A 13622-nucleotide genomic window follows, 5' to 3' on the forward strand; every position below is an offset into this window, starting at 1 on the left:
TTACTATTAATCGAAAAATGAAAAAAACGCCTTTACCGTAAAATGACTTTACTGGCAAAGGCGCAAGCTAGGATCTAGGGGGGAATCTAGCTTAAATCTACATCCTTGGTGCCAAAGAAATAGGTTGCAAGGAAGCCTACAATGTAAGAAATCAATAAGCCAACCAAGAAAACTATCATTGCAGGAAAAATACCGCTATTTGATGTCATCAATGGTAGAGCAACAATGCCGGATGGTCCAAATACGGTATTTAAACCAACAGGCAGTCCTAGATAAGACACTAAACCAATAAAGAAGCCACCAGCTGCGCCACCTAAACAAGCGGTCACAAAAGGTTTCACACGAGGTAGGGTGACACCATAAATCAGCGGTTCACCAATGCCTAGTATTCCTGGAATAATTGCGCCTTTTACTTGAGTTCTTAGTAGAGCATCTTTATTCGCTTTAAAGTAAAGCGCCATGGATGCACCTACTTGACCGCCACCTGCCATTGCCAGAATAGGGAAAAGAGAGTTAAAACCTTGCGCTTCCATTAAAGCAAAGTAGACAGGAACAAAGCCTTGGTGAATACCAAACACCACCGAGATTAAGAATAATCCTGCGAGGATAGCGGCACCAATCGGATTGTCGTTGAGGTTTAAGAACAACCAAGACATACCTTTAAATAACTCGCCACCAATAGGCATAATTACCACAAAGGTTACTACGCCCATAATTAGTAATGTGACGACTGAGGTTAAGATCATATCGAGGTCATCGGGCATGTATTTGCGTACAAACTTCTCGACTTGAGCGCCAATGATAGCCGCCATCAATACACCGATAATATTACCGCGTGGATCGATAGTCATACCAAAAAACTCACTCATCCCAGAATAGATACCTGAAGTAGCATCAGGGTTATATCCTAGTACGAATAATGAGGCTAAGATGGCTCCATTAACCCCTGAGCCACCAAAGGCTTGTTGAGCGTTATAACCAATTAAAATACTTAAGAAAGCAAATAGACCTTTACCAAACACTTTCATATAAGCGATAAGATCGACCATGAAGGCACTTGGTGTTTGATCGAGAACATAAATTTGCTCAAGCAGTGTGGCAAAACCGAGTAGTAGGCCAGCAGCAATAAAGCCCGGGATTAGCGGAGTAAAGATAGTGGCAAATTTACTTAAAAAGCGTTGCACACCACTGGTTTGTTTACTTTTCATCTGCTTTTTTTGATCAGATGCAATGCTCGATAAATCTTGATTTTCTACTACTTGTGCGGTTTCTGAGCCTGAATTAGCGATTAAGTTATTCATCAAATCAGATGCAGTTTGCGCTTTTCCTGGACCTAAAATAATTTGCAGTTGCTCATCACTTTCAACGACCCCCATCACACCAGAAATCTTTTTTAACTCTGGTAATTGAACCAGTGAATTATTTTTTAATGATAAACGTAAGCGTGTCATGCAGTTGCCGCATTTATTGATGTTGGTACTTCCACCGACAGCCGCTAAGATGGTTTCCATCATCGCTGAGGTTATTTTCGCCATGATTTATTTCCTAATATTTATTATTTTTTGTTGTGCTTGATTCATTATGAAAAGTTAATTCTTTAGTGCTGCTCGAATAAAGCCGTTATGTTGTTCTAAGCGCTGTTTTGCTTGCTCTGCATTAATATCAGCAAGGATCATCAAAATGGCGGTTTTACAGTGACGGTCACAAGCATTGAGGGCTTGTTCTGCTTGTTCTGTTGTCGCTCCTGTTGCTTCAACGACAATATTGGTTTGACGCTGGATGAGCTTGGCATTGGTTGCTTCAACATCTACCATCAAATTACCAAAGACTTTACCGCTACGAATCATAGCGCCAGTGGTGAGCATATTGAGAATAAGCTTTTGAGCCGTCCCCGCTTTCATACGAGAAGAGCCAGTAACCACTTCAGCGCCAACAATTGGAGTAATGATGATTTTGGCTTCTGCTTCCATTGGACAACCCGGATTACAAGCAAGTGATACCGTTGTTGCTCCTACTGAATTAGCATATTTCAAACCGCCAATTACATAAGGAGTACGGCCACTGGCAGCGATTCCCACTACCACATCTTTATTCGTTAGATTTAGTGATTTAAGATCAGATTGACCGAGCTCTACATTGTCTTCGGCATTCTCGACCGCTTTTAAAATAGCTTGATGACCGCCAGCGATTAAACCAACGACTAGATCTGGGTTGCTTCCATAAGTTGGCGGGCACTCACTTGCATCGAGAATACCGAGTCGACCTGAAGTGCCTGCACCCATGTAAATCAATCGACCACCATTAGCAAACGCCTGCGTGATCACATCGACCGCTTGAGCAATTTTTGGCAGTTCAGCTTTAACCGCCAGAGGGACTTTTTGATCTTCTTGGTTAATGATAGTCAGCATTTCTTGTGTTGAGAGGGTATCAATCTCAGCACTGGCAGTATTTCGGCTTTCCGTCACTAAGCGGGTTAAATCAATTTTCATAATATGTCTCTCTGATGGAAGATAATTTGATGGCGATATTATGGAATAAATTATTCTTTATCGGTGATCGTGATCACAGCTGAAGTTATTCTTTTTGAGCTTTCTTATGGAATAATAGTGTAATATTTTCGTTTGATATAACTTCGATTCTTATTTGTGTTTAATTAAATTAATGAGTTAGATTAAATGATGGTTATTCCTATTTTTGGAATAATTTATTCTTTTTTTGGGGTGATTTATGTCGGTTTTTCATAAAATGATTAAGCAAAGGGATGGAGTTTCATCGAATGGACGAAAAATTATTGATTGGATAAATCAAAACCCAGAACAGGTTTGCCATTTAACCAGTCAAGAAATGGCTGATTTAATTCACGTCAGCCAATCAAGTATCGTCAAGCTCACGCAAAAGCTGGGCTATAAGGGTTATAGTCAGTTTAAACTAGCGATTAATGAAGATTTAATTCGTCGTCATTCCTCTCAAGTAACGCCTTTACATCATGATATTTTGGCCGATGATCCGGTCACTGTGATTGCTCAGAAGTTAGTACAAAGCAAGATTGATGCTATGGTCAATAGCACCAATGCGTTGTCAGTGGCTGTATGTGAGCAAGCGATTCGTTGGATTGATAATGCTGAACGAGTGCAGATTGTCGGTATTGGCGGTTCAGCACTAACCGCCAAAGACTTAAGTTATAAGTTACTTAAGTTAGGTGTTACAGCGTTAACTGAATCGGATAGTCATGTTCAAGTGGCAGTAGCACGCATCTTAACTCCGCAAGATGTGCAAATCGTGATTTCATTCTCAGGGGATAGAAGAGAAGTGCTATTAGCAGCAGAAACCGCTAAGCAGCAAGGCGCGAAAGTGATCGCGTTAACCTCACCAAAAAGCAGTAAGTTAAGAAAAATCGCGGATCTATGTTTTGATACTATTGCTGATGAAAGCCAAAACCGCAGTTCTTCTATTGCATCGCGTACAGCACAAAATGTAATTACTGATTTATTGTTTATTCAGCTTGTTCAATATAAAGAAGATACGGCTAGAGTGTTGATTGATGAAATTCGTTCAGATGTTGAACGGTTTTCTTCAAAATGATGACAAATAAAAAAGCACTTATCATCGCTCTGTGTGGGATGATAAGTGCCTTAGTTTCTTAGACTAGTTGAGCTTTGTCGTTAACTTAAAAAGAACTTATATGATGGGCTGTCATTTTCATCTTTATATTGATAACCCAGCTCTTTTAGATGAGCGGAAAAGCGTTCTAAATCGGAATCATCTAGTTCAAAACCACATAATACTCGACCATAATCTGCGCCATGATTACGGTAGTTGAATAAGCTGATATTCCAGTGGGTGCCAAGCGTACTAAGAAAATTCAGTAGTGCCCCCGGAGATTCAGGAAATTCAAAGCTGTATAAACGTTCTTTTAATGGTTTGAGTGGCTTTCCGCCCACCATGTATCGAATGTGTAGCTTCGCCATTTCGTCATCAGATAAATCGGCGACTGGATAGCCGCCTTGACGTAAATCTTCTACGATATGATCTAACTCTTGCTGGCCATTTTGTAGCCGGACCCCAACAAAAATATTAGCTTGAGTATCATCGTTATAACGATAGTTAAACTCTGTTACTGCACGGCCACCAATCAGATTACAAAACTCAAAGAATGCGCCTTTGCGTTCAGGAATAGTGACTGCTAACAAACCTTCACGTTTTTCACCGAGTTCGCAACGTTCTGAAACATAGCGTAGTCCATGGAAGTTAGTATTTGCACCAGAAAGCACAGTGCCGAGTTGTTTACCTTGCAGTTGATGTTGTTCAGCAAACTTCTTCAAACCGGCTAAAGCGAGAGCGCCTGAAGGTTCGGCAATCGCACGTGTATCTTCAAAAATATCTTTGACTGCTGCGCAGATTTCATCGCTAGAAACGGTAATGTGTCCATCAAGGTATTCCTGGCAAACGCGGAAGGTTTCATTGCCGATGATTTTCACTGCCACGCCGTCGGCGAACATACTGACCCGATCAAGTGGTACAGGCTTACCTGCATCGAGCGCGGCTTTCAAACAAGCTGAATCTTCCGGCTCAACTGCGATTACTTTGATTTCCGGCATCAGCTGTTTGATTAAAACCGCCACTCCGGCTGCGAGACCACCTCCACCAACTGGCACAAAGATATAATCTAAGTGGCCGTTTTGTTGCAGCATTTCCATACCAATAGTGCCTTGGCCTGCGATCACTAATGGATGATCAAAAGGCGGTACATAGGAGTAGCCATGTAACTCGGCTAAACGTTCTGCTTCGGCTTTGGCTTCATCAAAGTTGCTGCCGTGGAGTAATACTTCACCACCAAAGTTACGTACCGCAGTGACTTTAATATCTGGAGTCGTCGTCGGCATAACGATAATCGCTTTGATATTGAGTAGATTACCGGACAGTGCGATGCCTTGTGCATGATTACCAGCAGAGGCGGTGATCACTCCCGCCTGCTTTTGTACTTCAGTTAAACTGGCGACCATGTTGTAGGCGCCGCGTAGCTTGAATGAGTGTACTGGTTGGCGATCTTCGCGCTTTAACTGAACTTTATTGCCTAAGCGCTCTGATAAGCGTGTCATTTCTTGAAAAGGAGTGACGATTGCCGCTTCATAGACGGGTGCACGTAGAATATGGCGCAGGTATTCTGCGCCGGTATAAGGCAAATTTGGTGTTTGGGATTCATCTGGCATAAGGATTATTCCTCAAGCTTAGATTTATCACGTACCGCACCTTTATCAGCGCTGGTGGCTAGCATGGCATAAGCTTTTAGCGCATAAGAGACACTACGCTCACGAGCAGCTGGTTTCCAACCTAATTGATCTTGTTTCGCGCGGCGTTCTGCTAGCTCTTGCTCGCTAACTTCCAATTCAATAGTACGATTAGGAATATCAATCGTGATAATATCGCCTTGATTAACTAAACCGATAGTACCGCCATTAGCGGCTTCTGGAGAAGCATGGCCAATAGATAAACCTGAAGTGCCACCAGAGAAGCGTCCATCAGTTAATAGCGCGCATTCTTTGCCTAAGCCCATCGATTTTAGGTAAGTGGTTGGATAAAGCATTTCTTGCATGCCAGGACCACCTTTCGGGCCTTCATAGCGGATCACGACCACATCTCCAGCTTTAACTTTACCACCTAGAATGCCTTCAACTGCATCTTCTTGGCTTTCAAATACGACTGCTGGACCTTGGAATTTTAGAATGCTTTCATCAACTCCGGCTGTTTTTACGATACAACCATCGAGTGCGATATTACCGCTTAATACGGCAAGACCACCATCTTGGCTAAAGGCGTGTTCTTTAGTGCGAATACAGCCATTTTCACGATCATCATCTAACGTATCCCAACGACAATCTTGTGAGAAGGCTTTAGTGGTGCGGATACCTGCAGGACCTGCACGGAAGAATTTTTTCACTTCTTCAGATTCAGTTTGCATGATGTCGTATTGTGCTAATTGCTCGGACATGGTGAGGCCAAGTACGGTTTTGGTTTGATTGTTGATAAGACCTGCACGATCAAGTTCAGCTAAAATCGCCATAACACCACCAGCGCGGTGAACATCTTCCATGTGGTATTTTGGTGTTGATGGTGCCACTTTACAGATATTTGGAATTTGACGAGACATACGATCAATATCGTCCATTACAAAGTCAATTTCACCTTCTTGCGCGGCGGCCAATAAGTGAAGAACGGTATTGGTTGAGCCACCCATTGCAATATCGAGTGCCATGGCATTTTCAAAAGCATCTTTATTGGCAATATTGCGTGGCAGCGCTGAATCATCATCTTCTAGGTAGTAACGCTTAGTCAGATCAACAATACGTTGACCTGCGGTTAAGAAAAGTTGTTCACGGTCTGCGTGAGTAGCCAGCATTGAACCATTACCCGGTTGGCTTAAGCCTAGCGCTTCGGTTAAGCAGTTCATTGAGTTAGCGGTAAACATGCCTGAACAAGAACCACACGTTGGGCAAGCAGAGCGTTCAACTTGTTCACTTTGTTCATCAGAAACTTTTGGATCAGCCCCTTGGATCATGGCGTCAACTAAATCAAGTTTGATCAGTTGATCTGAAAGCTTCGTTTTACCCGCTTCCATTGGGCCACCAGAAACAAAGATCACTGGGATATTAAGGCGCAGTGATGCCATTAACATCCCTGGGGTGATTTTGTCACAGTTAGATATACAGACCATGGCATCAGCGCAGTGAGCGTTAACCATGTATTCCACTGAATCGGCAATCAATTCACGCGATGGTAGGGAATACAGCATGCCGCCGTGACCCATAGCGATACCATCATCAACCGCGATAGTGTTAAATTCTTTAGCGATACCGCCAGCTTTTTCAATTTCAGCAGCTACCAGTTGGCCCATGTCTTTTAGGTGCACGTGACCGGGAACAAACTGAGTAAATGAGTTAACCACTGCGATAATTGGTTTACCGAAGTCTTCTTCTTTGACACCAGTGGCACGCCATAATGCACGTGCACCAGCCATGTTACGGCCGTGAGTTGTGGTGGCGGAGCGGTAGATAGGCATAATGTTAAATCCTTTTAAATCTTAATAAATTGGTCAATCAATATTGGTAAACTACCCCGTTATTTAGGCTTATTTGCCTTGAGGGTATACTGGATCTAACCAGCCCCATTTGTCTTCGGTAGTACCGTCAAATAAGCCGAAGAAGCTTGATTGAATATGTTCGGTAATTGGACCGCGTTTGCCAGCACCAACCGTAATTTGGTCGACACTACGTACCGGTACAATTTCAGCCGCGGTGCCTGTCATAAAGATTTCATCGGCAAGGTAGAGTGCTTCTCGGGCAATATTAGCTTCTTCAATTTCATAACCAAGCTCTTTGGCTAGGATGACAATCGAATCACGAGTAATACCTGGCAAGATAGAACTGGTGGCGGGTGGCGTGATAATCTTGCCATTCTTCACGACAAAAATATTTTCACCAGCACCTTCAGAAATGTAGCCATTCACACTTAGGGCAATGCCTTCATCATAACCATGACGGCGAGCTTCTCCTCCTACTAATAAAGAAGAGAGGTAGTTACCACCTGCTTTCGCTGCAGTTGGAATGGTGTTTGGGGCGGCGCGATTCCAGCTTGAAATCATCGCATCGACGCCATTAGCAAGCGCTTCCTCTCCTAGGTAAGAACCCCAAGGGAAAGCCGCAATGATCACTTCCATTTCTGAATCTACCGGTGGGCAAACGCCTAGTCCGACATTACCAACAAAACCTAATGGACGAATGTAAGCAGAATCTAACTTGTTGACGCGTAGAGTTTCACGACAGGCTTCCATCATTTCTTCTACTGAATATGGAATTGGAAAGCGATAGATTTTTGCTGAATCTTTTAAGCGATCCATGTGTTCTTTATGACGGAATACAATAGGCCCATTTGGGGTGTTGTAGCAACGAATACCTTCAAATACCGAAGTACCATAGTGCATAGCATGCGTTAAGACGTGGACATTAGCCTCAGCCCAAGGCACCATTTTTCCATTAAACCAAATAAAATCTGCGGTATTTGTAGCCATCTTTGTCTTCCTTTTCAATGCGATGTTTTTATTCTTCTATTAAATGTGTTTGCAGCAGTTGAGTTTCGACGGTGCGAATATCCCATAACTTTTCAATTTGATTAATCAAAATAGTGATAGGTCGATTACTATCCACAATGATTTCTACTGTCGCAATATTACTTTCGTGGTTCACTGTGGCGATCACTTGTCGGATTATAAAACCACGATGTCGAATTACACGCAACACTCGCTCTAACAATACAGGTTTGTCATCTGCTTTTATGTTTAATTGATATCTGTCCATTAGGTGTTCTCCAACATATCTTGGTTTGCGGCGCCCGGTGGCACTAATGGCCAAACATTTTCTTCTTCTGAAATTAAAACGTGTAATAAGTAAGGCGTTTCACTGGCGAGCATTTCTTTTAATGCTGGCTCTACTTCTTCTTTGCGAGTAATGGTTTTTCCCGGAATATCGAATGCCTTGGCAAGCATGATGAAGTCTGGGTTGTCATCTAAAATAGTTTCACTATGACGACCATCAAAAAATAATGATTGCCACTGACGAACCATGCCTAAGCGTTGGTTGTTTAGCAGTACCATTTTTACTGGGATTTTGCGGCGCTTTAACGTGCCAAGCTCTTGAATATTCATCATGAAAGAGCCATCGCCAGTGATCAAAATAGACTCATCATTTGGACGAGCGACTTTAGCTCCCATTGCCGCCGGTAGGCCAAAGCCCATGGTGCCAAGGCCAGCTGAGGTGATATAGTTTTGTGGCGCACGAGGTTGAATATGCTGTGCAGCCCACATTTGGTGTTGGCCTACGTCTGTTGAAATCATTGAGCTATCAGGCATCATGTCAGAGAGTTGTTTCAACAATTTTGGCGCATAAATCAAATCACCCGGGTGATCGTAGCGCCATTTGAATTTCTTTCTTAAACGGTCGCAATGCTCGTTCCACTCAGTAACATCATTACTTACTTCTAGTTGCGGTAGCAGTAGGTTGAGATCGCCGCGTAATGGCGCGTGAGCATGACGTAGCTTATTAAACTCCGCTGCATCAATATCTAAATGAATCACTTTGGCGTGTGGAGCAAAGGTATCTAGCTTGCCAGTTACTCGGTCATCAAAACGCGCACCGACCACAATTAATAAATCACATTCTTGTACTACTAGGTTAGCGGCTTTGGTGCCGTGCATGCCAAGCATACCTAGGTAGTGTGGGTAATGACGCTCAATCGTGCCTAAGCCTTTTAGAGTGCTGACGGTTGGGATTGGATTTAGCTTTAAAAACTCACGTACTGTATCGGTTGCATGAGCGAGTTGGACACCACCACCGACATATAAAACCGGCTTATGACTATTGGCTAAAACTTGTTGAGCTTCATCGATGGCTTGCTGAGTTGCAACTGGAATAGCAGGGGGAGTAAATTCAGGCAGTATCTTGGTTGGCGCTTGAGCTAATTGAATATCTTTCGCGATATCGACTAATACTGGACCGGGGCGACCGGATTTGGCTAACTCAAAGGCTTCAGAAAGAGTAGGAGCCAGTTCGTTGATATCCGTCACTAAGTAACTGTGTTTACAACACGATAATGACATGCCTATCACATCCATTTCTTGGAAAGCATCAGTACCGATATGAGTACTGGCAACTTGTCCTGTGATGGCAACGATAGGGATTGAATCCATTAAGGCATCGGCAAGACCGGTTACAAGGTTAGTGGCACCTGGGCCGGAAGTGGCCATACAAACGGCAACGTCTTGTGTTGAACGTGCCATCCCAATAGCTGCCATGGCGGCACCTTGTTCGTGGCGGCATAAGATATGTTCGACATCACCATCATAAAGTGCATCATAAATAGGCATGATTGCACCACCAGGGTAACCAAAAACGGTTTTGATGCCTTCTTGCTGTAGTGCGCTGACTACTAACTCTGCTCCATTCATCGTTTAGTCTCCTGCGCATTTTGCGGTTTGTCTTCCATGTGTTGTGTCTGCATGAGGCGTATTCCTTGTCCTACTATATTGGCGTTATCTTATTATTGTTGTCATAACCAATTGTGAATTTTAACGTTTTAAAAAGAGATAAAAAAAGCCCCCGACTTAAAGTGCGGGGGCTTGATAGTGTTTGGTGTTACTTATCGCTCACTAATCCCCGCGCGGACCGAATAATGACCACGACTAGGAGAATAATCAGAGTGTTAATACGAGCGATAGAGTTCATTCCAATTCCATTTGAAAGCGTAACGTAATCAGTAGTGTTAGTGGTATCACAGAATTTGCTCATATTACAAGCAAAAACTCACACTTTTTTCACCATCCGGTTCATTTCAAAGCTTGTATATAGGTACTCAAACAAAAATTCTTTAAACAAATGGATGAATAAATGGAATTAGCAATCATACATAGCCGAGCCTGCGTGGGGGTTGAAGCACCAGAAGTGACGGTCGAAGTCCACATCAGTAACGGTATGCCTGGATTCTCATTAGTCGGTCTGCCTGAAACTACAGTGAAAGAAGCCAAAGATCGGGTGCGTAGTGCAATTTTAAATTCGAATTTTGAATTTCCAGCTAAAAGAATTACGGTCAATTTAGCGCCTGCCGATTTACCTAAAGAAGGTGGACGTTTTGATTTACCTATTGCACTAGGTATTCTGGCAGCCTCTCAACAAATCGCGATTAATAAACTTGATAGTCATGAGTTTGTCGGTGAATTGGCTTTGTCTGGCGAACTCAGAAGAGTCAAAGGTGTGTTGCCAGCGGCATTAGCTTGTATTAAACAAGATCGTATTTTAGTGGTGCCTAAAGATAATGGTGATCAAGCCGCATTAGTTGGTCAAGAAGTGCATAAATCCGCGACGACGTTATTGGAAGTATGTGCCGATCTCTGCGGTCAGCAAACCATGGGACTGTTTACCTCCGACCAAGCACAACCCAAGATAAATAACGATCGTGACTTACAAGATATTATTGGGCAACAACAAGGCAAACGAGCGCTTGAAATTGCCGCGGCAGGCTCGCATAACTTGCTCTTTTTAGGTCCGCCGGGAACCGGTAAAACGATGTTGGCTTCTCGGTTATGCGATTTGTTACCAGAAATGAATGATGATGAGGCATTAGAAAGTGCTTCGGTGGCGTCGTTAACCAATGTAGAAATTAACCATCACAATTGGAAAAATCGCCCCTTTAGATCCCCTCATCATTCCAGCTCAATGGCGGCACTCGTTGGCGGGGGTTCGATTCCAAGACCCGGAGAAATATCCTTAGCACATAATGGCTTGCTTTTTTTAGATGAAATGCCGGAATTCGACCGCAAAGTATTGGATTCTTTGCGTGAACCTTTAGAGTCGGGTGAGATTATTATTTCTCGCGCTGCTGGAAAAACTCGCTTCCCTGCTCGCTTTCAATTGGTTGGAGCGCTTAACCCGAGTCCAACGGGGTATTATGAAGGTTCACAGAGCCGTGCTAATCCCCAAACTATTCTACGTTATTTAAGTCGTTTATCAGGTCCATTGTTAGATCGCTTTGACATGTCGATTGAAATTCCAGCTCTGCCCAAAGGCACCTTATCGCAAGGTGGTGATCGTGGTGAATCAACTCAAGTGGTCAAACAGCGAGTATGGCAAGCTCGTCAATTGATGTTGGCGCGCAGTGGTAAGGTTAATGCGTTATTAAACAGTCGTGAAATTGAACAGGTATGTAAGCTTGCCAAAGCGGATGCGGAATTTTTAGAACAAGCACTACATCAATTGGGATTATCGGTGCGCGCTTATCATCGAATTTTAAAAGTCGCTCGGACTATTGCTGATTTATCACAGACTGAATGGATTGAAAAAAAACATTTAGCGGAAGCATTAGGTTATCGCAATATGGATCGTTTATTAAAGCAGTTAACGGCGCAAGCGGTATAGGGGTATAATACCGGGCTTTGATTTATAGGTGAGTGTTGAGGGTATCATGGCGGTTATTCGGTTTTTAATAAGCTGTTTGATAGTGATAATAAATACAGCATTGGCATCATTCGGGATTTTCTTAATGGCGGTGGTTAAATGGCTAGTACCCATTCCTATTGTACAGCACACCATGTCTTATACTGCCAATCGTGTAATGTGGTTATGGGCCAGTATCAACAATGCCACTCTTAATATTATTAACCCAGTTGAGTGGCAAATTGAAGGTGGTGAAGCATTAACTCAGCAAGGTTGGTACCTAGTGATTTGTAATCATCAAAGCTGGGCCGATATTGTGGTGTTATGCAGTGTGTTACGTAACCGCATTCCGATGCCGAAGTTTTTTCTTAAATACGAATTACTGTATGTACCGTTTGTTGGCCTAGCATGTTGGGCGCTCGATATGCCGTTTATGCGTCGCTATAGCAAAGAATATCTTGCTAAACATCCAGAGAAAAAAGGTCAAGATTTACAAACAACTCGTCATTCTTGCGGTAAATTTCAATATACCCCAACTACGGTAGTCAATTATGTGGAAGGCACTCGGCATAGTTACGATAAAGCGAAAAAACGTCGTTCTCCGTATCAACATCTTCTATCACCAAAATCGGGTGGTATTGCTTATACTTTAGCGGCAATGGGTGAGCAATTTGAGTATGTGGTCGATGTAACTCTTGCTTACCCTGATAATATCGATAAGCCGTTTCGCGATATGTTAATGGGTAGATTAACTAAGATTGTCGTCAAAATTGACATGATCCCAATCTCACAAGTGCCGCAAGGAGATTACTTTAACCAGCCAAACTTTAAACGTGAATTTCAAACTTGGTTGAGTAGTCGTTGGAAAGATAAGGATCAGTATTTAGATAATCTCTATCGTGATGGACAAGAGGTTCAGTCTATCTTTGATAAGGCGGCTTAAAAATAACGGAATATTTTCGTTGAGCATTATGATCACTTAAATAAAAACGGGAAGCCAGATAGGGCTTCCCGTTTTTTAGTCACAGTGAGTGATTATTTTTTCAATAAGAAATCAATTAAATCAAAGTATTCGTTAATATCTTTGATCTTGCTAGCATCAACAATGTACTTGTTGTTTACCACGACGGTTGGAACACCAGAAAGGCCGCTATCTTTAAAGGCTTTGTCAAAGCGACGAACCATAGAATCAACGGCAAAGCTGTTGTAAGTACCATCAAAATCAGCAGCCGATACACCGTTATCTAAAAAGATCTGACGTAGTTCTGCTTCATCTTTTGGTGCGTTACGTTGCACATGAATACGGTTAAACATAACAGGAACGAGTTTGTCTTCTACATCTAGAGAAACCATAGTCGCGTAAGCTTTACTCATTGGTTTACCCATATTGCCACCCATGAATGAAACGGGCACTTTTTCAAAGTCGGCATTACCATCAAGATGTTTTTTTAGTGCGCCAATCATAGGTTCAAATTCATGACAGTGTGGGCAATAGAATGAGAAGAACTCAGTGACTTTAGGTGAGCTAGCAGCTGGTAGATCAACCACTTTGTAGTAATCACCTTCAGGAAAGCGTTCTGCTTGAGCAGCAAAACTCAGCACTAGAGCGGCGAAAAGAGTAAAGATTTTTTTCATTGTAGAATT

Annotated in this window: 11 protein-coding genes; 3 read left to right on the forward strand and 8 right to left on the reverse strand. The window is 42.7% G+C overall.

Features of this window, described 5'->3' with window-relative positions:
- Positions 1 to 86 precede the first annotated feature (86 nt).
- Together murP and murQ are read right to left on the reverse strand one after the other, a co-directional pair.
- On the reverse strand, positions 87 to 1535 hold the full coding sequence (gene murP, locus QQJ93_RS01500) for a PTS N-acetylmuramic acid transporter subunit IIBC (RefSeq protein WP_089125119.1): 1449 nt from the start codon (positions 1533 to 1535) through the stop codon (positions 87 to 89).
- 54 nt (positions 1536 to 1589) lie between these two features.
- Positions 1590 to 2489 (reverse strand): N-acetylmuramic acid 6-phosphate etherase, encoded by a 900-nt coding sequence (gene murQ, locus QQJ93_RS01505; protein ID WP_089125120.1) that lies wholly within the window; start codon positions 2487 to 2489, stop codon positions 1590 to 1592.
- A 238-nt stretch (positions 2490 to 2727) separates the two neighbouring features.
- Between murQ and QQJ93_RS01510 the strand changes: the two genes are divergently transcribed.
- Positions 2728 to 3582, forward strand: coding sequence for a MurR/RpiR family transcriptional regulator (locus QQJ93_RS01510; RefSeq protein WP_089125121.1), 855 nt, complete (start codon positions 2728 to 2730; stop codon positions 3580 to 3582).
- 80 nt (positions 3583 to 3662) lie between these two features.
- Here the strand turns inward: QQJ93_RS01510 and ilvA are convergent, their stop codons facing one another.
- From ilvA to ilvG, 5 genes are all read right to left on the reverse strand, one after another.
- Complete coding sequence (ilvA, locus tag QQJ93_RS01515; RefSeq protein WP_089125122.1) at positions 3663 to 5210, reverse strand: threonine ammonia-lyase, biosynthetic; 1548 nt, start codon at positions 5208 to 5210, stop codon at positions 3663 to 3665.
- Positions 5211 to 5215: 5 nt separating this feature from the next.
- Positions 5216 to 7057, reverse strand: a complete 1842-nt coding sequence (ilvD, locus tag QQJ93_RS01520; RefSeq protein ID WP_089125123.1) for a dihydroxy-acid dehydratase — start codon at positions 7055 to 7057, stop codon at positions 5216 to 5218.
- A gap of 69 nt (positions 7058 to 7126) precedes the next feature.
- On the reverse strand, positions 7127 to 8065 hold the full coding sequence (ilvE, locus tag QQJ93_RS01525; RefSeq protein ID WP_089125124.1) for a branched-chain-amino-acid transaminase: 939 nt from the start codon (positions 8063 to 8065) through the stop codon (positions 7127 to 7129).
- A gap of 28 nt (positions 8066 to 8093) precedes the next feature.
- On the reverse strand, positions 8094 to 8351 hold the full coding sequence (gene ilvM, locus QQJ93_RS01530) for an acetolactate synthase 2 small subunit (protein ID WP_089125125.1): 258 nt from the start codon (positions 8349 to 8351) through the stop codon (positions 8094 to 8096).
- Positions 8351 to 9997, reverse strand: a complete 1647-nt coding sequence (gene ilvG, locus QQJ93_RS01535; protein ID WP_089125126.1) for an acetolactate synthase 2 catalytic subunit — start codon at positions 9995 to 9997, stop codon at positions 8351 to 8353. The genes ilvM and ilvG overlap by 1 nt, the downstream gene beginning before the upstream one ends.
- 439 nt (positions 9998 to 10436) lie before the next feature.
- Between ilvG and QQJ93_RS01540 the strand changes: the two genes are divergently transcribed.
- Positions 10437 to 11960 (forward strand): YifB family Mg chelatase-like AAA ATPase, encoded by a 1524-nt coding sequence (locus QQJ93_RS01540; RefSeq protein WP_089125127.1) that lies wholly within the window; start codon positions 10437 to 10439, stop codon positions 11958 to 11960.
- A gap of 43 nt (positions 11961 to 12003) precedes the next feature.
- On the forward strand, positions 12004 to 12921 hold the full coding sequence (gene yihG, locus QQJ93_RS01545) for a 1-acylglycerol-3-phosphate O-acyltransferase, YihG family (protein ID WP_089125154.1): 918 nt from the start codon (positions 12004 to 12006) through the stop codon (positions 12919 to 12921).
- Between the two features lie 92 nt (positions 12922 to 13013).
- On the opposite strand, the gene QQJ93_RS01550 is transcribed toward yihG, so the two are convergent.
- Positions 13014 to 13613, reverse strand: a complete 600-nt coding sequence (locus QQJ93_RS01550) for a thiol:disulfide interchange protein DsbA/DsbL (protein ID WP_089125128.1) — start codon at positions 13611 to 13613, stop codon at positions 13014 to 13016.
- Between the last annotated feature and the right edge of the window lie 9 nt (positions 13614 to 13622).

Source organism: Vibrio algivorus (genome assembly GCF_030161215.1).
GTDB classification, from domain to species: domain Bacteria; phylum Pseudomonadota; class Gammaproteobacteria; order Enterobacterales; family Vibrionaceae; genus Vibrio; species Vibrio algivorus.

Bases quoted from the DNA above. Each gene is read 5' to 3' on its own strand.
- murQ (WP_089125120.1), bottom strand. From the start codon at position 2,489: ATGAAAATTGATTTAACCCGCTTAGTGACGGAAAGCCGAAATACTGCC.
- QQJ93_RS01540 (WP_089125127.1), top strand. From the start codon at position 10,437: ATGGAATTAGCAATCATACATAGCCGAGCCTGCGTGGGGGTTGAAGCA.
- ilvG (WP_089125126.1), bottom strand. From the start codon at position 9,997: ATGAATGGAGCAGAGTTAGTAGTCAGCGCACTACAGCAAGAAGGCATC.
- ilvM (WP_089125125.1), bottom strand. From the start codon at position 8,351: ATGGACAGATATCAATTAAACATAAAAGCAGATGACAAACCTGTATTG.
- ilvA (WP_089125122.1), bottom strand. From the start codon at position 5,210: ATGCCAGATGAATCCCAAACACCAAATTTGCCTTATACCGGCGCAGAA.
- ilvD (WP_089125123.1), bottom strand. From the start codon at position 7,057: ATGCCTATCTACCGCTCCGCCACCACAACTCACGGCCGTAACATGGCT.
- QQJ93_RS01510 (WP_089125121.1), top strand. From the start codon at position 2,728: ATGTCGGTTTTTCATAAAATGATTAAGCAAAGGGATGGAGTTTCATCG.
- QQJ93_RS01550 (WP_089125128.1), bottom strand. From the start codon at position 13,613: ATGAAAAAAATCTTTACTCTTTTCGCCGCTCTAGTGCTGAGTTTTGCT.
- ilvE (WP_089125124.1), bottom strand. From the start codon at position 8,065: ATGGCTACAAATACCGCAGATTTTATTTGGTTTAATGGAAAAATGGTG.
- murP (WP_089125119.1), bottom strand. From the start codon at position 1,535: ATGGCGAAAATAACCTCAGCGATGATGGAAACCATCTTAGCGGCTGTC.